At 38.5% G+C, this 19,211-nt stretch carries 22 protein-coding genes and 1 pseudogene; 6 read left to right on the forward strand and 17 right to left on the reverse strand.

Annotation, left to right across the window (positions count from 1 at the left end):
- Positions 1-25: 25 nt before the first annotated feature.
- A complete protein-coding gene (locus B7E07_RS14820; protein ID WP_080846662.1) occupies positions 26-337 on the reverse strand; it encodes a YlaH-like family protein in 312 nt (103 codons plus the stop codon).
- 24 nt (positions 338-361) lie between these two features.
- On the reverse strand, positions 362-2,206 hold the full coding sequence (gene typA, locus B7E07_RS14825) for a translational GTPase TypA (RefSeq protein WP_066447020.1): 1,845 nt from the start codon (positions 2,204-2,206) through the stop codon (positions 362-364).
- Between the two features lie 270 nt (positions 2,207-2,476).
- Here typA and B7E07_RS14830 point away from each other — a divergent pair, with 270 nt between their 5' ends.
- Entirely contained in the window at positions 2,477-2,662 is a 186-nt protein-coding gene (locus B7E07_RS14830) for a YlaF family protein (RefSeq protein ID WP_080846665.1), read from the forward strand.
- A 451-nt stretch (positions 2,663-3,113) separates the two neighbouring features.
- On the opposite strand, the gene B7E07_RS14835 is transcribed toward B7E07_RS14830, so the two are convergent.
- From B7E07_RS14835 to B7E07_RS14845, 3 genes are all read right to left on the reverse strand, one after another.
- Positions 3,114-3,587, reverse strand: a complete 474-nt coding sequence (locus B7E07_RS14835) for a GNAT family N-acetyltransferase (protein WP_080846668.1) — start codon at positions 3,585-3,587, stop codon at positions 3,114-3,116.
- A complete protein-coding gene (locus tag B7E07_RS14840; RefSeq protein WP_080846671.1) occupies positions 3,574-4,374 on the reverse strand; it encodes an inositol monophosphatase family protein in 801 nt (266 codons plus the stop codon). Before B7E07_RS14840 ends, B7E07_RS14835 begins: the two co-directional genes overlap by 14 nt.
- A 288-nt stretch (positions 4,375-4,662) precedes the next feature.
- A complete protein-coding gene (locus B7E07_RS14845) occupies positions 4,663-4,857 on the reverse strand; it encodes a hypothetical protein (RefSeq protein ID WP_080846676.1) in 195 nt (64 codons plus the stop codon).
- A gap of 212 nt (positions 4,858-5,069) precedes the next feature.
- On the opposite strand from B7E07_RS14845, the gene B7E07_RS14850 reads away from it, so the two are divergent.
- Positions 5,070-5,690 carry a YktB family protein gene (locus B7E07_RS14850; RefSeq protein ID WP_080846681.1) on the forward strand — a complete coding sequence of 207 codons (621 nt, stop codon included), beginning with the start codon at positions 5,070-5,072 and terminating at the stop codon, positions 5,688-5,690.
- Positions 5,691-5,755: 65 nt separating this feature from the next.
- Here the strand turns inward: B7E07_RS14850 and B7E07_RS14855 are convergent, their stop codons facing one another.
- On the reverse strand, positions 5,756-6,031 hold the full coding sequence (locus B7E07_RS14855) for a UPF0223 family protein (RefSeq protein ID WP_080846685.1): 276 nt from the start codon (positions 6,029-6,031) through the stop codon (positions 5,756-5,758).
- Positions 6,032-6,312: 281 nt separating this feature from the next.
- On the opposite strand from B7E07_RS14855, the gene B7E07_RS14860 reads away from it, so the two are divergent.
- Positions 6,313-7,785, forward strand: a complete 1,473-nt coding sequence (locus tag B7E07_RS14860; RefSeq protein WP_080846689.1) for an aminotransferase class I/II-fold pyridoxal phosphate-dependent enzyme — start codon at positions 6,313-6,315, stop codon at positions 7,783-7,785.
- Positions 7,786-7,964: 179 nt separating this feature from the next.
- Here the strand turns inward: B7E07_RS14860 and B7E07_RS14865 are convergent, their stop codons facing one another.
- The gene (locus B7E07_RS14865; protein ID WP_080846693.1) at positions 7,965-8,087 is read right to left on the reverse strand and encodes a GapA-binding peptide SR1P; all 123 of its coding nucleotides are present in this window, start codon (positions 8,085-8,087) and stop codon (positions 7,965-7,967) included.
- Positions 8,088-8,303: 216 nt separating this feature from the next.
- A complete protein-coding gene (locus tag B7E07_RS14870) occupies positions 8,304-8,591 on the reverse strand; it encodes a DUF3055 domain-containing protein (RefSeq protein ID WP_080846696.1) in 288 nt (95 codons plus the stop codon).
- Between the two features lie 181 nt (positions 8,592-8,772).
- On the opposite strand from B7E07_RS14870, the gene B7E07_RS14875 reads away from it, so the two are divergent.
- Positions 8,773-9,114, forward strand: coding sequence for a hypothetical protein (locus tag B7E07_RS14875; RefSeq protein WP_080846699.1), 342 nt, complete (start codon positions 8,773-8,775; stop codon positions 9,112-9,114).
- A 14-nt stretch (positions 9,115-9,128) separates the two neighbouring features.
- Here the strand turns inward: B7E07_RS14875 and B7E07_RS14880 are convergent, their stop codons facing one another.
- Entirely contained in the window at positions 9,129-10,001 is an 873-nt protein-coding gene (locus B7E07_RS14880) for a polysaccharide deacetylase family protein (RefSeq protein WP_080846702.1), read from the reverse strand.
- Positions 10,002-10,148: 147 nt separating this feature from the next.
- Complete coding sequence (locus B7E07_RS14885; RefSeq protein ID WP_080849206.1) at positions 10,149-10,388, reverse strand: hypothetical protein; 240 nt, start codon at positions 10,386-10,388, stop codon at positions 10,149-10,151.
- A 221-nt stretch (positions 10,389-10,609) separates the two neighbouring features.
- Between B7E07_RS14885 and B7E07_RS23945 the strand changes: the two genes are divergently transcribed.
- A complete protein-coding gene (locus tag B7E07_RS23945) occupies positions 10,610-10,783 on the forward strand; it encodes a hypothetical protein (RefSeq protein ID WP_218970430.1) in 174 nt (57 codons plus the stop codon).
- Between the two features lie 102 nt (positions 10,784-10,885).
- Positions 10,886-11,263, forward strand: a complete 378-nt coding sequence (locus tag B7E07_RS14890) for a hypothetical protein (protein WP_080846709.1) — start codon at positions 10,886-10,888, stop codon at positions 11,261-11,263.
- A gap of 112 nt (positions 11,264-11,375) precedes the next feature.
- Here B7E07_RS14890 and lpdA read toward each other — a convergent pair whose 3' ends face one another.
- The 7 genes and pseudogenes from lpdA to pdhA (B7E07_RS14925) form a co-directional block, all read right to left on the reverse strand.
- Positions 11,376-12,785 carry a dihydrolipoyl dehydrogenase gene (lpdA, locus tag B7E07_RS14895; RefSeq protein WP_080846715.1) on the reverse strand — a complete coding sequence of 470 codons (1,410 nt, stop codon included), beginning with the start codon at positions 12,783-12,785 and terminating at the stop codon, positions 11,376-11,378.
- Positions 12,786-12,788: 3 nt separating this feature from the next.
- On the reverse strand, positions 12,789-14,135 hold the full coding sequence (locus B7E07_RS14900) for a dihydrolipoamide acetyltransferase family protein (RefSeq protein ID WP_080846720.1): 1,347 nt from the start codon (positions 14,133-14,135) through the stop codon (positions 12,789-12,791).
- A 62-nt stretch (positions 14,136-14,197) separates the two neighbouring features.
- A complete protein-coding gene (locus B7E07_RS14905; protein WP_066447071.1) occupies positions 14,198-15,175 on the reverse strand; it encodes an alpha-ketoacid dehydrogenase subunit beta in 978 nt (325 codons plus the stop codon).
- A gap of 3 nt (positions 15,176-15,178) precedes the next feature.
- A complete protein-coding gene (pdhA, locus tag B7E07_RS14910) occupies positions 15,179-16,294 on the reverse strand; it encodes a pyruvate dehydrogenase (acetyl-transferring) E1 component subunit alpha (protein WP_066447075.1) in 1,116 nt (371 codons plus the stop codon).
- A 677-nt stretch (positions 16,295-16,971) separates the two neighbouring features.
- A complete protein-coding gene (locus tag B7E07_RS14915) occupies positions 16,972-17,556 on the reverse strand; it encodes a YkyA family protein (RefSeq protein WP_176215212.1) in 585 nt (194 codons plus the stop codon).
- 10 nt (positions 17,557-17,566) lie between these two features.
- Positions 17,567-17,647: pseudogene (locus tag B7E07_RS25270) on the reverse strand (pyruvate dehydrogenase E1 subunit beta); the annotation flags it as partial.
- 3 nt (positions 17,648-17,650) lie between these two features.
- Positions 17,651-18,766, reverse strand: a complete 1,116-nt coding sequence (gene pdhA / locus B7E07_RS14925) for a pyruvate dehydrogenase (acetyl-transferring) E1 component subunit alpha (protein WP_066447075.1) — start codon at positions 18,764-18,766, stop codon at positions 17,651-17,653.
- Positions 18,767-19,211 lie beyond the last annotated feature (445 nt).

Raw genomic sequence — 19,211 nt, forward strand, 5'->3', positions numbered from 1 at the left:
CAATTTCTGCCGCTTAAAGATCTAGCTACTCTGCACTGGCTTGCTGCTTTTTTTCCTGATGCAGCCTAATTTTATAAATAATTAGGATTAGTGCTGCAACAACAAGACCTTCTGCAACTGGCAGGAAAACGCCTAAAAAGGTAAGCAGCGTACAGCCGAGGATCAGAAATAGGTAAATCACAACTGATTTCCCCAGCGGAAGTTTTTTTGCAAAGCCTAGTTTAAAGACTAAAACCGATAGCAGGACAATTGTAATATACAAGAGCCACATACCTAAATCAGGGTTCTCATGGACTTTGAATAGAGCTGCGAAAAAAGACAATCTTTCTTCAACCATAACTGCTCGCCCCCCTCATAAAGCTTAGTTTGTTTCTGCTAGTTTTTTCTTCTTCGCTACGCGCTCACGCTCGTTTTTATCTAAAATTTTCTTGCGCAAACGAATGGATTCAGGAGTAATTTCACAAAGCTCATCATCATTTAAGTATTCCAGTGCTTCTTCAAGCGTCATGATGCGAGGCTTCTTCATAGTTGCTGTCTGATCCTTGTTCGCTGAACGAATGTTTGTTGCTTGTTTTACTTTTGTAATGTTTACAGTCAGGTCACTTTCACGGTTATGCTCTCCAACAATCATACCTTCATAAATTTCAGTACCAGGCTCAACAAAGATTACACCACGGTCTTCTACTTGCATAATACCGTAAGTAGAAGATTTACCGCTCTCCATAGAAACAAGCACACCTTGACGTCTGCCGCCAACTTGTCCAGCTACAACCGGCTGATAGCTATCAAACGTATGGTTAATAATTCCGTATCCGCGTGTTAACGTTAAGAATTCAGTTGTGTAACCAATTAAGCCACGAGCAGGCACATTAAAAGTTAAGCGCACTTGGCCATTACCGTTGTTCACCATATCAAGCATTTCACCTTTACGTGCTCCAATTGATTCCATAATAGAACCTGTATGCTCTTCAGGAACATCAATTTGGACACGCTCAATTGGCTCACATCTTACGCCATCAATGTCACGGATGATAACTTCCGGCTTGGATACTTGCAGTTCAAAGCCTTCTCTGCGCATATTTTCAATTAAGATAGATAAGTGAAGCTCACCACGGCCAGAAACAATCCAAGCATCTGGTGACTCTGTATTTTCAACACGTAAGCTTACATCTGTCTGCAGCTGCGCGCGCAATCTTTCTTCTACTTTACGTGAAGTGATGTATTTTCCTTCTTTACCCGCGAATGGGCTGTTGTTTACAAGGAAAGTCATCTGTAATGTAGGCTCATCAATTCTTAATACTGGCAATGCCTCTTGATGCTCAACTGGGCAAACTGTTTCCCCAACGTTGATATCTTCCATTCCAGATACAGCAATTAAGTCTCCAGCTTTTGCTTCTTGAACTTCTTCACGCTTTAAGCCAAAGAAACCAAAGATTTTCGTTACACGGAATTGTTTAACAGAGCCATCAAGCTTCATAAGAGCTACCTGCTGACCAACCTTCATTGTTCCGCGGAACACACGTCCAACTCCAATTCTGCCGACATAGTCGTTGTAATCAAGTAGTGCTACTTGGAATTGAAGAGGCTCTTCACTGTTATCAACCGGTGCTGGAATATTATCAACAATTGTCTCATATAGAGATTGCATGTTTTCATCCTGCTTTGCAGGATCTGGATCCACACTAGCAGTTCCGTTAATAGCAGATGCATAAATAACTGGGAAATCAAGCTGATCTTCGTTTGCATCTAACTCAATAAATAAATCCAGTACTTCATCAATAACTTCCTCTGGACGAGCAAAGTCACGGTCGATTTTGTTCACTACAACAATCGGTGTTAAGTTTTGCTCTAACGCCTTTTTAAGCACGAAGCGAGTTTGTGGCATACAGCCTTCATAAGCGTCAACGACAAGTAAAACACCATCAACCATTTTCATGATACGTTCTACTTCTCCACCAAAGTCAGCATGCCCAGGTGTATCAAGGATATTAATGCGCGTATCTTTGTATTGGATCGCAGTATTTTTAGCCAGAATGGTGATGCCGCGCTCCCTTTCAATGTCATTTGAATCCATCGCACGCTCTTCCACATGCTCGTTTGTTCTGAATGTACCAGATTGCTTTAACAGCTGGTCAACAAGCGTTGTTTTACCATGGTCAACGTGGGCGATTATAGCAATATTACGAATATTTTCTCTGAGTTTCAAAAAATTTTCCTCCTAGCCTATTTATCAAATAGCTTTAAGCTTCATTTTTATACGATAACTGAAACATTATACCATAAACATTCTAGAAACCTAAAAGCTTTTTGTGTAAAATATTTATTAAGAATAGCTTTTGTGAAGCATTTCTAGTATTTCCGGATCTTTATATGGGAAAATGATAACCGGAGCTTTGAAATCTTAGGGGATAAATCGTGTTTTTCAGTTGAACTTTTTCTTCGCTGACAAACAGCCCTGCGGAAAGGAATGGCGAAGATGAAAAAGATACAATGGCCTTTATTAGCTTGTGCGGTTGCTGCTGCTATATGTATTGGAGCAATTGGTATTGCCATTAGCGAAAGAAGTATATTAGGCATTCTGGCATGTATTGCTGCCTTATTTGTTGTGATGGGTTTTGGCTTCAAAACGAAAAAGAAAATGCGTGAAAAAGGATTATTGTAGTATTAAAAAAGGCGATCCTAAGCGGATGCCTTTTTTTCATATGGCAGACAGAAAGAAGTATGTATAACAATTGTGACAACAGGAATAGTTGAAAACATCGCGGGATATTAAGTATCTAACACAAGCACAGAACCGAGATGATTAGGTTAGGAAGTGAATCTTTCTAATCATCCGGTTTTTTATTTGTTTTTAACATTTAATATTCCTAAACTTGAGTGAAATGGAGCGGAGGACCCTCGACTCCTGTGGGCCATAGAGGAAAGGGTGAGAGGGTGAGACCCCGCAGGAGCGCTAGCGACGAGGAGGCTCAGCTTCCTCCCCACGGAAAGCGAGGGTCTGTAACGCAATGGAACAGGTTATGTGTAAAGACGCAAACCTTGAAAATGAACATTCGTGTTTCAGAAATAGTATTTTCGTTTTGTCCCAGCCTCATCTCTATAACATCATAACCCTATATCATCGTCGGTTTGACAAAAATTAAATACTGGACATCACGTTTATCTTTTTCAAGCTTAAATTGTTCGTAGCCGCAGTCTGATAAGAAAGAAATCCACTCATTTTCCATGATAGGAACACCTGCATAAATCGCTTTATGTCCTTTATCCTTCATTTCATTAGAGAGCTTATCAAGAATTCTTTCTCCTATACCCTTTCTTCTCAATTCAGAATGAACGAGCAATGTCCCAAGCCAAGGCTTTTTATTTGAAGGGGAAGATTCTGTATGGTGTGAGATAGCGAAAGAAGATCCATCCAGCTCCCATACTCTCCATTCCCCCTTTGCATATTCATAATCCTCTACAAACTGTTCGAGTGACCTTTCCCCAAGTTCAATTTCCTGCCATTTTGGACTTTGTGAGATTAAGATCTCAAAAAAGGAATAGTCAGATTTTACAAGCGCTCTCCAAGACAGGTTACCATTTTCCATCGTGAAGATAATCCTTCAAGATCTCTTCATGCAGGTCTTCGTTGGCAAAAAAGACAGAACTGCCTTCAAGCAGGTTCAGCTTTTCGCCCCGCAAGCTAGTGGCACGCCCGCCAAGCTCTTCTATAATAACCACACCAGCAGCAAAATCCCAAGGAGCCAGTCTTAACGTCAAATATGCATCGATACGGCCAGTAGCCACATAAACAATTTCTAGAGCAGCTGAACCATATGATCGTGTACCTCGGGATTTTTTTACAAGCGGTGCTAAAAGATTTGAATCAATTCGTCTATTTTCCGTAACCCATGTTGCATTTAGACCTAGGATTGACTCTGACAGTTTCGTTTTCCTCATAGGTGGGATTTTTAAATCATTTAAATAGGCTCCCTGACCTGAAATCGCATGATAAAGCTCATCATGGACAACATCGTAAATTAAACCTATTTTACCTACACCATCTTCAAATATTCCAATTGAAATGGCAAAGTTGCGCTGCTGATGAACAAAATTCATTGTGCCATCGATTGGGTCAATGATCCAGACAATTCCTTCAAGAGATTGGACATCATCCCCAAAACCCTCTTCTCCTAATATCCGATGATCCGGGAAAACACTTTTAATTTTCTCAATAAAGAAACGTTCCGTTGCTTGATCTATATCCGTTACTAAATCGTTAGCATGCGATTTCGTTTGAATCGTTAATTCTTTTGTAAAAGAGTTTTTTATATTTTCACTCGCTTCTTTAATCCACTGTTTCGCATATGTATCAATTTTCGCTAAATCTGTCATTGGTTTATCATCCTTTTCTATAGGCGATTTTTCGCTACTTCCTCTTTTGTGTTTAAGTTCATTAAAGTACTTTCAGCTTAAAATAAGCATGCAGATTATTCAAGTTTCATGAATTAAGACGATGCAGATTTATGTAAACCAAGTAATGAAACAATCATTTTTTGGGAGGAAGTTTTTAAGTTATAAGTCAACAGTAATAAACGAACTCCTACTAAGTATGGAGTTCGTTTTCAATCAATTTGTTTAGATAAGAACATTTTCTCTCATTTTCCCCTCTTTAACTGCATTTTATAACGCGTTTAATTTTAGAAGCTCATGTCTGATTTTTTCCAGCTTCTGTTTAGTAGTTGTTTGAAGCTTATCATTTTTACTTGTCATCGCATCGAATAAAGTAGCCAATTCATAGTCAAGTTCTAACCTTAAAACGGCTGTTCTTTCCTTTTCAATTTTTTTCTTTTTAGTCGAATTTACAAGTTGTTTCATTAGACACTACACCCCTTCCAAGTAATAGAACCAAATTTTGTTGATACCCAGGAACTTTAAATTTTCTGATTATTTTTACTATTATCTTATGCTCATTCTTCTAAATTGCAACAAATATGTGCGTTAACCTAGCTTGCAGGAGAGTGCATACTATTTCTTATTTTCCCGCAGATTATGCTACAATGTTTGACATAGCTAGAGGAGGTTTCTATATGACATTTTCAGGTTTTACAAATGATGACTTTTCAGTATTCACTATAGATGGTCTAGATGAAAGAATGGATGCTCTTAAAACGACGATTCGCCCAAAGCTAGAAGATTTAGGTAAACACTTCTCCGGTGTCCTTTCTGCCGAGACTGGCCATGAAATGTTTCCACATGTTGCCCGTCATGCCAGGAGAACGAAAAATCCGCCCAATGATACATGGGTTGCGTTTGCCTCTAATCCACGCGGGTATAAAATGCTGCCCCATTTTCAAATCGGCCTTTGGGAAACACATGTTTTCATTTGGTTTGCGCTTATTTATGAAGCTCCAAATAAAGAAGAATTTGGTAAAACGCTAGAAAATCATCTTGACCAAATGTATGATGAGATTCCACAGGATTTTGTTTGGTCAGGGGATCATACGAAGCCTGATGTGTACAAACACAGCGAATTATCGAAAGATGAACTTCTTAATCTCTTTAACCGTCTGCAAACTGTAAAAAAAGCTGAAATCCTCTGCGGTGTCAATATTAGCCGTGAGAAAGCTGTAAATATGAATGCTCAAGAATTTTTATCACTTGCAGATAATGTATTTAAAAAATTATTACCCTTCTATAAAATGGCCTAAACATATAGCAGCTGTGCAGGCTCAAGACTAATTAGGGCAGAAAAAAAACCTCCAGATGGAGGTTTTTATTTTTTCATTTTCACAGGATTACCGGCTTCCGTTTCCTTAGCTGCTTTTACTGTTCGAAAAGCTGAATAGCCGCTCATTTCTTCAAAGTCATTGCATAGGTTTCTTTCATCCGCTTTTCCTGGCACAATTTCTTTGAAGCGCCGATAAGACTTCATAAACTCTTCCCGTTCAATGCCTTTTTCATATGCTCTTTCAATACTTTGATAAAATTGAATAACATCAATAATTTCTTCTGTAGACCAATGATGCTCAATCGGATATTGGTATTCCAATGCTTTTCCTCCTTACCTTATATACCCTGCTGATTTTACTCTAAGTAGCATCCCAGTGCAAACAGACAAACGATTGCTTCTTAATAATGAGTTTTTTTATTCCTCTCAGCTTTATATTTTTAATTTCCGAAGAAAAAGGGATTTCGTTTTGAAAAGATGTTTATTTTCACCTTTAAACCCAAAAACTAAGCGTATGATGAAGTTTCTATGCAAAGACCATGAATAATGCTATAATGCAAATGTTTTATTGCAAATAGAATTTAAAGAGGTGTGGATATACATTGTCTCAAACTGAAACACCGTTATTTAGCGGCTTATTGGCACATGCAAAGAAAAACCCTGTGCAATTCCATATCCCTGGTCATAAAAAAGGGACAGGAATTGATCCGGAATTTAAAGAATTTATCGGAGAAAACGCCTTATCAATTGATTTAATTAATATTGGACCACTTGACGACTTACATCAGCCAAAAGGTATGATCAAAGAAGCACAGGATTTGGCTGCAGAAGCATTTGGTGCCGAGCATACTTTTTTCTCTGTACAAGGAACAAGCGGAGCCATTATGACAATGGTTATGTCAGTATGCGGTCCTGGAGATAAAATAATCGTCCCAAGAAATGTTCATAAATCCGTTATGTCTGCGATTGTTTTTTCAGGTGCAACGCCTATCTTTATTCATCCAGAAATTGATACAGAGCTAGGTATTTCACACGGAATAACAACAGATTCAGTAGCAAGAGCACTTGAACAGCATCCTGACGCAAAAGGATTACTTGTTATTAATCCGACTTATTTTGGCATTTCTGCCGATTTAAAAAAGATTGTTGAAATTTCTCATTCATATAATGTTCCTGTACTTGTAGATGAAGCACATGGCGTGCATATTCATTTTCATGAAGGCTTGCCAATGTCAGCCATGCAGGCTGGCGCGGATTTAGCTGCTACAAGTGTTCACAAGCTTGGCGGTTCAATGACACAAAGTTCGGTCTTGAACATGCAAGGAAACCTTGTCTCACATAAACGAGTTCAATCAATACTAAGCATGTTAACAACTACCTCAACATCTTATCTTCTTCTCGCTTCATTAGATGTGGCTAGAAAAAGACTGGCAACAGAAGGACATGAACTAGTTGAAAAAACAATTCAATTGGCACAATCCATTCGTAAACGCATCAATGAAATCAAGCACCTATATTGTGTAGGAGAAGAAATATTAGAAACACACGCGGCATTTGATTACGATCCAACAAAGTTAATCATCTCTGTTAAGGAACTGGGAATTAACGGCTTTGACGTTGAGTTATGGCTGAGAGAACACTTTAATATTGAAGTTGAAATGTCAGACTTGTACAATATTCTCTGCATTATTACTCCAGGAGACACTGAAAAGGAAGCGGAAATTTTAATTGAGGCATTGAAACAGCTATCTGTTCAATTCCATGGCAAAGCGGATAAAATCGATTCACAGGAAGTGCTCCTGCCGCATATTCCTGTACTGGCTTTAACACCTCGTGATGCTTTCTACGCTGATACGGAACTTGTTCCATTTGATGAATCAGAAGGCAGAATTATTGCTGAATTCATCATGGTTTATCCCCCAGGCATTCCGATCTTTATACCTGGCGAAATAATTACAAACGATAATCTGCGCTATATTAAAACCAATATGGAAGCAGGATTGCCTGTCCAAGGACCTGAGGATTATGATTTTAAATACTTGCGGGTTATTAAAGAACATCGAGCAATTCGATAAGCAATAAAGGAAATTAACATATTGAAGTTTACCATGACACTGCTTTCTATCTGAAAGTATAAAAAAGCCGCCCATTTGATGGAGCGGCTTTCATTTTATACGATTAGCAGACAAACAGCCGTTTTGCTTGTCAAAGACTGCTGAAAAACTGTCTTTTGGCTGCCCAATCAGCAGTGTTTCTATTTTTCCTGTTGATTATTCGGATCACATTGGCAGCTTCCCTTTGAATATAATACAGTTACCTTTTCATCCTCGAAATGTTCGATCGTTGAATTACAAGTTTGGCAAACGATTGTACCCATTTTTTCATCTCCCCTTCAAATATTATATTCATTTCCTGAAAGCGCTTAACCTTTAATTCTATAATAATATGTCACTTTTAAAAAATCAAGCATAATTCGTATAACATAATTAGAGATTATTTGTATTTGTATGACATAATACAACGAAATTAAGCACTGAATAAATAATTAAGGAAAGAAATCAGCAGTTTGCATTAGGACTCTAGGTAACGATCATTAACCAACATGGGTTCCGGGGATTGCTTCTTTGAAAAATTGAACTAAATCTTCAGTGTGATTAGTGGTTTCAATTCTGAACATCTTTCGTAAGGATTCAGAATCTTCGAGGTCAATTGGATCAAGGAGGATTGAACGGCCCGTTTGCATACAGGTTACAAGTGGTTTTGTATAAAAAAGATTCGTATAAACAATTGCAAAATCATAACGGGATAAATGAGTTGCAAAACCCGCAAAGCGGACAGTTACATTTTCATGTTCATCATAAATCTTAACAAGATTATCCATCGTACACCTCCTTATTCAAACTATTTTGAATACTATTGTATTGTTAGCTCTTCAATTTAACAACCATTTTTTAAATTCATAATAAAGTTGTCATAAGAATTTATTCAATGATAAAATACTAAAGGGTTCCCTATCTGAAAATGTCTAAGATTAAATCATATTACATACCCTGAGGTGACAGATGAAAAAAAATGTAATAATCATTACTTTGCTATCCTTGGCTTTTACTTTAATTTCTCCTTTTGTTTTTAATGCTTATGTTGCGGAGAAGCCTGCTGAGCTTCCATATAAAGCTGTTTTCGGTGCACCATTTCCTTATTTAGGACAAGTTGAAGACCTCCCAGAAGCTAGTACGTCCTATCCTGTAATTGTTGAATTGGAATCACCTTTTGAAGAGAAAACAGATTTTAGCATCATTCCTTTTGTCTTATCTTTCCTTTGTTTTTTCCTGCTTTTCTTTTCCATCTATTCCATTATTGCAAGGTTTATGGACCGGAAACCTATAGAAAAGGAGCCCAAATAAGGCTCCTTTTTTTCTTATTTAATTGCATCTGGATTTACAATCGAATATCCCTTTTGCTGCAGTCCTTTCACAATATCCTCCATCGCTTCCATTGTCCATGTCCGATCATGCATAAGCAGATTTGCTCCGTTGCTTAAATATGGAGTATTCACCATGATATCAGCAATTGCTTCTCTTGTTTGATATTCTTTTTCCCAATCATAGCCATATGTCCAATTCATGATGGTCATATTTTCTTCTGCAGCTATTCCTTTACTGTAATCAGTATTGGAACCGAATGGCGCTCTAAAAAACCTTGGCCTTTCTCCTGTAATATCTTCAACCATATCATTAACCTTCAGAATCTCTTCTTTTTGCTCTTCTTCTGTCAAGTCTTTTAAATTACTGTGACTATATGTATGATTTCCTATCGCAAAACCAAGATCATATATTTCTTTTATGACTTCTTCTTTTTCCGGACTGTTCACTAAGTGTCCATTGACAAAAAAGATGGCACTCACATCAAGTTTCTTTAATGTCTGTGCTATTTTAAGCGCATTTGCATCTGGAGCATCATCAATTGTTAAAAGAGCTACTTTTGGATCAGCATCTGTTATAGGATCTACTGTCCATGTGCTTTCATTAATTTGGTATTCTTTTTCAACTTCTTTGCTTTCTTCGGCATTTGAGTCTGCTGCGGACTGAGTTTCTTCCTCTTCACTCACGTTCCCAGCTTGATCTTCCTCTTCACCATCTTGTTCTTCTAAATCAGAATTTTGATTACTTTCCATTTCCTCTTGAGAGGCTTGTCCATTCACCTCTTCAGCAGAATTGGACTCATTGTCAGTTGCACAGCCTTGTAAAATAATGAATGTCAGCAGCAGTGCATATATACTTATTTTTCTCATGCTGTCCCTCCTCGTTCCTAATTATAAACTAGTGATCTTCAATTTCAATGAACACGACTTTCACATAAATTCTTTAGTATGTAAAGAATTTATCAACAAAAAAATGGAGCTAGCCAGAGCAAAAAGCATACGCTGACCTCCTGTCTGTCATACCACTAAAGTCATAATGACATGAAATGAACCATATACCGATAAACTTACCATTGTTGCAACAAACGTTTTTCGCGTTGATTTTATAATATAATGACCAATGATGACAGCAAGATAAAGAAACACGAAAAACATTAACGCTTTAAATACCAACTGGTCATACTTTGACAGCCATTCTATAAAGGTATACCCGCTCCATATGATGAGCTGTATGATTACTGCTGTATAAAGCTTCACACCACCTTCACCGCCTTTTAAAATGCATTCTTTAAAGAGTAATCCTTTTTTACATAATAAAAGAAACACGTTTATGCACTTGTTGAGGGAAATCGACCCACTTCCGCTTCTCGAATTGTCTAGCTCGAGCGGCTAGCCCCTCGAGGGCATAAGTCAATCCGCCCTAAAGGTTAAAGAACAACCTTTAAGACAGCTTGCCTTATGCTTGGGGCCCACAGGATGTGGGTTGTGCAGACGTTGCCACAGGACGTGGCGAACCTAGTCTGCGTTCATTAAAAGAACAAGCCGCCTCCGCTTTTCTTTTTACTCTCCCCTTTTTTAATAAAAGAAAACATGGTTTATTTGAAATATATGTTGAAGGTTTTGCTTGTATTTTTCATTTATATAACATTTAGGTGACATTAGCGGATTTGGCTTTAGACCGTGATAAAATACTTATTGTATAGAGGGTAATCTGTAAGATTTCGGAAAAATCGTGAGTAAAGTGAGGCAGAGAAATGATGAAAGGCATGCTTTTACTTTTATGTAGTGCTCTATTTATCTTAACATCCTCCTCTTGCAGTAAAGCAGAGTCACCTGACTTGGAGATTAATGATGATGTAAAACAAATACTGTTCTTTTCAGATGAGGCAAATTATCGTCAAGAAGTTGCATATTATGATGCAATCATTGAGTTAAAGCAAAAGTATCCGGAAGCCATCAAAAATATGAAGGTCATTTATGAAGATAGGCAATATTTGGATCAATTTGAGTTAGAACGCAGTCCAGCAATGGTTTTAGTATATGAAGATCAAACGCTGGTTAAGGTAGACGGAATTGTTAAAAAAGATCAAATTATTAAGCCGATCGAGAACGCACTCGAACAGGATGAATAGATAAATATTAAGTTAGTTGAGACTTCATTACCGCTGAAGTCTTTTTTCAATTTCTTTAATTTTTATCATGATAAAAAAAGATCCTTCTCAATTGAGAAGGATCTTTTTCACTTTATTTTACAACGTGAATTGGCATTCCAAGAGCTACTTCTGCAGCTTCCATTGTAATTTCACCTAAAGTTGGGTGAGCATGGATTGTCATTGCTAAGTCTTCTGCAGTCATTCCAGACTCAATTGCTAAACCAAGTTCAGCAATCATATCAGAAGCATTTGTACCAGCAATTTGTGCACCAATGATTAATCCATCTTCTTTACGAGTTACAAGCTTTAAGAATCCATCTGTGCTATCAAGTGCAAGTGCACGACCGTTAGCAGCAAATGGGAACTTCGCAGCAACAATATCGATTCCTTCATCTTTTGCTTGCTTCTCAGTATAACCAACTGTTGCTAATTCAGGCTCGGAGAAAACAACAGCAGGAATTGCTAAGTAGTCAATTTCAGCGTTGTGGCCAGAAATAGCTTCAGCAGCAATCTTACCTTCGTAAGAAGCTTTATGAGCAAGTGGAGGACCTTCAACGATATCACCGATTGCGTATATGTTGTTTACGCTAGTACGGCATTGCTTATCGATTTCAATCACACCACGATCAGTCATCTTGATGCCTACTTGCTCAAGACCAAGCTCATCTGTGTTTGGACGGCGGCCAACCATTACAAATACGTAGTCAGCGTCTACAGATTTCTCTTCGCCGTTCACTTCGTATTTAACAGTTACGCCAGTTTCTGTTTCTTCAACGCCTTTAGCAAGCGCCTTTGTAATAATTTCAGAACCTTTTTTCTTAAGGTTACGTGTTACTAGAGATGACATTTGCTTTTCAAAGCCGTTTAGAATATCATCTGCTCCCTCAAGAATTGTTACTTTCGTACCAAAGTTTGCATAAGCTCCGCCAAGCTCCGTACCTACGTAACCTCCGCCAATTACAACAATGCTTTCAGGGATCTCTTCAAGAGCTAATGCTCCAGTAGAGTCAAGAACGCGTTTTGTGTATTTGAAAGTTGGTAATTCGATTGGACGTGAGCCAGTAGCGATAATTGCATTTTTAAAAGTATACGTTTGAGCAGAGTTATCATCCATTACACGAAGTGTGTTAGCATCTACAAAGTATGCTTCACCGCGAACGATATCTACCTTATTTCCTTTTAAAAGGCCTTCAACACCGCCTGTAAGCTTCTTAACTACGCTGCCTTTCCACTCTTGAACTTTTGAAAAGTCAACCTTAACGTTCTCAGTCGTGATCCCCATTACAGAAGATCCTTGTGCCTCTTCATAACGGTGACCAGCAGTGATTAATGCTTTTGAAGGAATACAACCAACATTTAGACATACGCCTCCAAGGTTTCCGCGTTCAATAATTGTAACTTTTTGGCCAAGCTGTGCTGCACGAATAGCTGCAACATATCCCCCTGGACCTGCACCAATGACTATAGTATCTGTTTCAATCGGGAAATCTCCTACTACCATTTGTTACGCCTCCATTAACAATAGTTCTGGATCATTAAGTAAACGCTTGATGTGGTTAAGTGCATTTTGAGCAGTTGCACCGTCAATCATACGGTGGTCAAAGCTTAATGACAATGCTAAAACTGGTGCAGCTACAATTTCGCCATCCTTCACAACAGGCTTCTCTGCAATACGGCCAACTCCAAGAATTGCTACTTCAGGGTGATTGATTACTGGAGTAAACCATTGTCCGCCAGCTGATCCGATATTAGAGATTGTGCATGAAGCACCTTTCATTTCGTTAGGTGCCAGTTTACCATCACGAGCCTTGCCAGCAAGTTCATTAATTTCGTTTGAAATTGCGAACGGTGATTTACGGTCAGCATCTTTTACAACTGGAACAAGCAAGCCTTTTTCTGTGTCTGCTGCGATTCCGATATTGTAATAATGCTTGTGGATGATTTCGCCAGCTTCATCATCTAGTGATGTGTTTAGGGCTGGGAATTCACGTAATGCACTTGTTAATGCTTTTACTACATACGGAAGGAATGTTAATTTGATTCCTTTGCTTGCAGCTACTTCTTTGAATTTCTTGCGATGAGCAACTAGTTTCGTTACATCAACTTCATCCATTAAAGTAACGTGCGGTGCCGTATGTTTAGAGTTTACCATAGCTTTCGCAATTGCTTTACGGATTCCGCTCATTTTTTCGCGAGTTTCTGGATATTCTCCAGCTGGAACTGCCGCGGCTGCTGCAGGTGCTGCTGCTGCTTCTTCTGCTTTAGGCGCTGATTCTTGAGTTGGTGCAGCTGCTTGAGCTCCGCCATTTAAGAATGCTTCGATATCGTCTTTCTGGATACGACCATTTTTTCCGCTTCCAGCAACTTGGCGAATATCAACACCTTTATCACGTGCAAATTTTCTTACTGATGGCATTGCAATGATGCGGCGGTTTGGATCTACATCAGTTTGAGAAATTGCTACGCCCTCTTTTTTCTCTTCTTGAACTGGTGCTTCTTCTTTCTTCACTTCCTGTCCAGCTTCAGCAGTAGCTTGAACTTGTGCTTCTGTTTTCTTGTCAGCAGCAGGTGCTTCATCTTCATGGTCACCTTTAAATTTCAAGTCTTCATAGCCTGGTGCGTCGAAAGAAATTAATACTTCTCCAACTGTTGCAACAGTACCTTCTCCAACATGAATTTCTTCAACTTTCCCTTTTACTGGAGATGGAATTTCTACTACCGCTTTATCATTTTGAACTTCACATAATACATCATCTTCTTGAACTTCATCGCCTGGCTTAACAAACCATTTTACGATTTCGCCTTCATGGATACCTTCACCGATATCAGGCAATCTAAATTGAAATGCCACTGAATTCAACCTCCTATTGATTACTTTCTATTACATAAAGGGGGTATCCCCCCCTTTTTTAATTAAAAGTTAAGTACTTTATTTGCTGTTTCAATAATATCTTTGAAATTTGGCAGCCAAACAGTTTCAGCTTGCGGGAATGCAAATACTGTATCTGGAGCAGCTACACGCAATACTGGAGCCTCTAAGCTTAAAATTGCACGGTCGTTGATCTCCGCAACAACATTCGCTGCAATACCTGCTTGTTTTTGAGCTTCTTGAACAACAATCGCACGGCCTGTTTTCTCAACAGATGCAATAATTGTTTCAATATCAATTGGGCTGACTGTACGCAAGTCGATAACCTCAGCGGATTTACCATCTTTTTGAAGCTCATCTGCTGCTTTTAATGCTTCGTGTACCATTGCTCCGTAAGTCACGATTGTAACATCAGTACCTTCGCGCTTAACTTCTGCAACACCTAATGGAATTGTATATTCTTCTTCAGGTACCTCTTCACGGAATGAGCGGTATAATTTCATATGCTCTAAGAAAATGACAGGGTCATTATCACGAATAGCAGAAATTAATAATCCTTTTGCATCATATGGAGAAGAAGGAATTACCACTTTAAGACCTGGCTGCTGTGCCATTAAGCCTTCAAGGCTGTCAGCGTGCATCTCTGGAGTATGTACGCCTCCGCCAAATGGTGAACGAATTGTTACAGGTGCATTGTAGCGTCCGCCAGAACGGTAGCGCATACGAGCAAGCTGACCGGAAATAGAATCCATTACTTCATAAACGAAACCAAAGAATTGAATTTCAGGAACTGGACGGAATCCTTGTAAACCAAGACCCACTGCCAAACCGCCGATTCCAGATTCAGCTAGAGGCGTGTCAAATACGCGATCTTCGCCGAACTCTTTTTGCAGGCCTTCTGTCGCACGGAAAACTCCGCCGTTTACGCCTACATCCTCACCGAATACAAGTACATTCGGGTCATTGCGCAATTCTGTGCGCAGGGCATCAGTAATTGCTTGAATCATAGTCATTTGCGCCATGGCTTACTTCGACTCCTTTTCTTTATAAATTTCATATTGTTCTTTAAGGTTTTGAGGCATTTCTTCGTACATGATCTCCATTAGATCAGTAACTTTTTGCTTAGGAGTATCATCTGCAACTTTAATTGCATCTTTAATATCTTCCTTCGCCTTTTCGATCACTTCGTTTTCCATTTCTTCATTCCAGATGCCTTTTTCTTCTAGGAACTTACGGAAACGGACAAGCGGATCTTTTTTCTCCCACTCATTGTCAAGGTCTGATGTACGGTAGCGAGTCGGATCATCACCAGCCATTGTGTGTGGGCCATAACGGTATGTTAATGTTTCAATTAATGTTGGGCCTTCGCCGTTAAGAGCGCGTTCACGAGCATCGCGAACAGCTGCATATACAGCAAGTGGATCCATACCATCAACCTGAATTCCAGGAATCCCTGCAGCTACAGCTTTTTGAGCGATTGTGCCAGCAGCAGATTGCTTTTCAACAGGTGTAGAGATAGCGAAACGGTTATTTTGCACAACGAAAATTGCTGGAGCTTTGTATGCACCTGCAAAGTTAATTCCTTCGTAGAAGTCACCTTGAGAAGCACCGCCGTCACCAGTATAAGTAATTGCTACAGCTTTCTCACCGCGTTTTTTCATACCAAGTGCTACACCAGCAGCTTGAATATACTGAGCACCGATAATAATTTGTGGAGCGATTACATTTACGCCCTCAGGGATGTTTCCGCCTTCATAATGTCCTCTTGACCATAGGAAAGCTTGTGATAAAGGTAAACCATGCCAGATGATTTGAGGAACGTCACGGTATCCAGGTAAGATAAAATCTTCTTTTTCAAGAGCAAATTGAGAAGCTAATTGAGAAGCCTCTTGTCCTGCTGTTGGTGCATAGAAGCCTAAACGTCCTTGTCTATTTAATGAAATTGAGCGCTGATCAAGGATGCGAGTATAAACCATACGGCGCATTAATTCCTGTAATTGCTCATCTGATAACTCAGGCATTGCAGATTCGTTAACGATCTTGCCCTCTTCATTTAAAATCTGTAGCGTCTGAAACTGTTCTTCCACTTTTTCGCGTTGCTTTTTCGCATCGAAATGTGTGTTCTTCGTTTTTGAAGCCATCAAAGTCACCCTTTCTTTTTTTAAAAAGACGTCATTCATATGAGTAAAAATACACAATTGATAGGTTGCCCAAGTTTGCTGCAGTTTAGATTGATTTTTGTCAAATAATGATGAAAATTAATCTCTTCTGCTATTGTAAAGCAAAATCTTTCAGCAAAAAATAATAAAGCTTATCTATTATTTTCCCACAGATGAGATGTATAAAAACGTCTTTATTTTTTTCCCATTACCATCTTATTCTGTATCAATCCTTTTTGCAACAAAATTGATACACGCCTCATATGTTTTATAGTTTAATATAATTATTGATATATAGTCAACCAAATGCGATCTTGTTTTTCTTCCTCCATCAACTTTTTAGCTGTCGCTTGAAAAAAAAGGAACTGTATCACCTCTTTTTTACAATCTGTATTATAAAAGGATTTATTTTTTTACGTGTTATATTAAAGAGGCAAAAGAAGGTTTATACAAACAATTTTTTCATGATCTTTTTCTCTATTGCAGCTGCATACTAAAAAATTCTCTATGGTAGAATGCAAAAACCGACAAATAAACTGGCCGAAAAGCAGCAAAAAACCGAACGGTTAGAGATGAATAAAGATATCTCATAATCGTTCGGTTATTTTTGCTGGCTGTATCACTTATATTTTCAAGCAGGTCAAAATAGTCTTTACTCGTTATTCTTGATCATCTTCGCCTGTATCAACCTCAAGGCCTGCTGCCTGGTAAAAGGATAATTTTATATCGTTATAATTCGCAGTTTTCTCATTAAAGTCTTCATTTGTTTGAAGTACTTGTTCATATGATTCATTAATCATGGTAATTTGCTCTTCTAATTGGTCTAATGTTAAATCTTCTGTTTTAAAGAGTTCGTAAAGCTTTTTATCATTATTTAATGCTTCTGAATACTGAGCATACAGAGTGTCATGCAAATCGTATCTTTCCATCATCGTATCATATAATTGCTGCGCTTCGCTTTTCAGCTCTTCTTCTTCTATTTCATCAATGATTTCAGGTATCTTTTGAAATTCCTCTTTTGAAGCATCAATGCTCTGCTTTTCAGCTTCCATATGCTCTTCACGCTGGGCGGCAGATGACAGAGCTTCGTCAGACAGACTTTGAATTTCTTCAAACTCCTTCATACTTAAAGCAATAATTTGATCGTACAATTCCTGTTCCTGCTTTTCCAATTGAACAAGCGGGGTTTGCTGTTCTTCGAATTCTTTTTCGGCCTCGACCACATTTTCAAGTACAGTGTACATTTTTTCANCCGAATACAAGTACATTCGGGTCATTGCGCAATTCTGTGCGCAGGGCATCAGTAATTGCTTGAATCATAGTCATTTGCGCCATGGCTTACTTCGACTCCTTTTCTTTATAAATTTCATATTGTTCTTTAAGGTTTTGAGGCATTTCTTCGTACATGATCTCCATTAGATCAGTAACTTTTTGCTTAGGAGTATCATCTGCAACTTTAATTGCATCTTTAATATCTTCCTTCGCCTTTTCGATCACTTCGTTTTCCATTTCTTCATTCCAGATGCCTTTTTCTTCTAGGAACTTACGGAAACGGACAAGCGGATCTTTTTTCTCCCACTCATTGTCAAGGTCTGATGTACGGTAGCGAGTCGGATCATCACCAGCCATTGTGTGTGGGCCATAACGGTATGTTAATGTTTCAATTAATGTTGGGCCTTCGCCGTTAAGAGCGCGTTCACGAGCATCGCGAACAGCTGCATATACAGCAAGTGGATCCATACCATCAACCTGAATTCCAGGAATCCCTGCAGCTACAGCTTTTTGAGCGATTGTGCCAGCAGCAGATTGCTTTTCAACAGGTGTAGAGATAGCGAAACGGTTATTTTGCACAACGAAAATTGCTGGAGCTTTGTATGCACCTGCAAAGTTAATTCCTTCGTAGAAGTCACCTTGAGAAGCACCGCCGTCACCAGTATAAGTAATTGCTACAGCTTTCTCACCGCGTTTTTTCATACCAAGTGCTACACCAGCAGCTTGAATATACTGAGCACCGATAATAATTTGTGGAGCGATTACATTTACGCCCTCAGGGATGTTTCCGCCTTCATAATGTCCTCTTGACCATAGGAAAGCTTGTGATAAAGGTAAACCATGCCAGATGATTTGAGGAACGTCACGGTATCCAGGTAAGATAAAATCTTCTTTTTCAAGAGCAAATTGAGAAGCTAATTGAGAAGCCTCTTGTCCTGCTGTTGGTGCATAGAAGCCTAAACGTCCTTGTCTATTTAATGAAATTGAGCGCTGATCAAGGATGCGAGTATAAACCATACGGCGCATTAATTCCTGTAATTGCTCATCTGATAACTCAGGCATTGCAGATTCGTTAACGATCTTGCCCTCTTCATTTAAAATCTGTAGCGTCTGAAACTGTTCTTCCACTTTTTCGCGTTGCTTTTTCGCATCGAAATGTGTGTTCTTCGTTTTTGAAGCCATCAAAGTCACCCTTTCTTTTTTTAAAAAGACGTCATTCATATGAGTAAAAATACACAATTGATAGGTTGCCCAAGTTTGCTGCAGTTTAGATTGATTTTTGTCAAATAATGATGAAAATTAATCTCTTCTGCTATTGTAAAGCAAAATCTTTCAGCAAAAAATAATAAAGCTTATCTATTATTTTCCCACAGATGAGATGTATAAAAACGTCTTTATTTTTTTCCCATTACCATCTTATTCTGTATCAATCCTTTTTGCAACAAAATTGATACACGCCTCATATGTTTTATAGTTTAATATAATTATTGATATATAGTCAACCAAATGCGATCTTGTTTTTCTTCCTCCATCAACTTTTTAGCTGTCGCTTGAAAAAAAAGGAACTGTATCACCTCTTTTTTACAATCTGTATTATAAAAGGATTTATTTTTTTACGTGTTATATT

Source organism: Cytobacillus gottheilii, from assembly GCF_900166665.1.
Classification (GTDB): Bacteria; Bacillota; Bacilli; order Bacillales; family Cytobacillaceae; genus Cytobacillus; species Cytobacillus gottheilii_A.

Bases quoted from the DNA above. Each gene is read 5' to 3' on its own strand.
- pdhA (WP_066447075.1), bottom strand. From the start codon at position 18,766: ATGGCTTCAAAAACGAAGAACACACATTTCGATGCGAAAAAGCAACGC.
- B7E07_RS14850 (WP_080846681.1), top strand. From the start codon at position 5,070: ATGACATTTTCAGGTTTTACAAATGATGACTTTTCAGTATTCACTATA.
- B7E07_RS14820 (WP_080846662.1), bottom strand. From the start codon at position 337: ATGGTTGAAGAAAGATTGTCTTTTTTCGCAGCTCTATTCAAAGTCCAT.
- B7E07_RS14905 (WP_066447071.1), bottom strand. From the start codon at position 15,175: ATGGCGCAAATGACTATGATTCAAGCAATTACTGATGCCCTGCGCACA.
- B7E07_RS14870 (WP_080846696.1), bottom strand. From the start codon at position 8,591: ATGGATAATCTTGTTAAGATTTATGATGAACATGAAAATGTAACTGTC.
- B7E07_RS14830 (WP_080846665.1), top strand. From the start codon at position 2,477: ATGAAAAAGATACAATGGCCTTTATTAGCTTGTGCGGTTGCTGCTGCT.
- B7E07_RS14865 (WP_080846693.1), bottom strand. From the start codon at position 8,087: ATGGGTACAATCGTTTGCCAAACTTGTAATTCAACGATCGAACATTTC.
- B7E07_RS14845 (WP_080846676.1), bottom strand. From the start codon at position 4,857: ATGAAACAACTTGTAAATTCGACTAAAAAGAAAAAAATTGAAAAGGAA.
- B7E07_RS14915 (WP_176215212.1), bottom strand. From the start codon at position 17,556: ATGTACACTGTACTTGAAAATGTGGTCGAGGCCGAAAAAGAATTCGAA.
- lpdA (WP_080846715.1), bottom strand. From the start codon at position 12,785: ATGGTAGTAGGAGATTTCCCGATTGAAACAGATACTATAGTCATTGGT.
- pdhA (WP_066447075.1), bottom strand. From the start codon at position 16,294: ATGGCTTCAAAAACGAAGAACACACATTTCGATGCGAAAAAGCAACGC.
- B7E07_RS14840 (WP_080846671.1), bottom strand. From the start codon at position 4,374: ATGACAGATTTAGCGAAAATTGATACATATGCGAAACAGTGGATTAAA.
- B7E07_RS14835 (WP_080846668.1), bottom strand. From the start codon at position 3,587: ATGGAAAATGGTAACCTGTCTTGGAGAGCGCTTGTAAAATCTGACTAT.
- B7E07_RS14880 (WP_080846702.1), bottom strand. From the start codon at position 10,001: ATGAGAAAAATAAGTATATATGCACTGCTGCTGACATTCATTATTTTA.
- B7E07_RS14890 (WP_080846709.1), top strand. From the start codon at position 10,886: ATGATGAAAGGCATGCTTTTACTTTTATGTAGTGCTCTATTTATCTTA.
- B7E07_RS14875 (WP_080846699.1), top strand. From the start codon at position 8,773: ATGAAAAAAAATGTAATAATCATTACTTTGCTATCCTTGGCTTTTACT.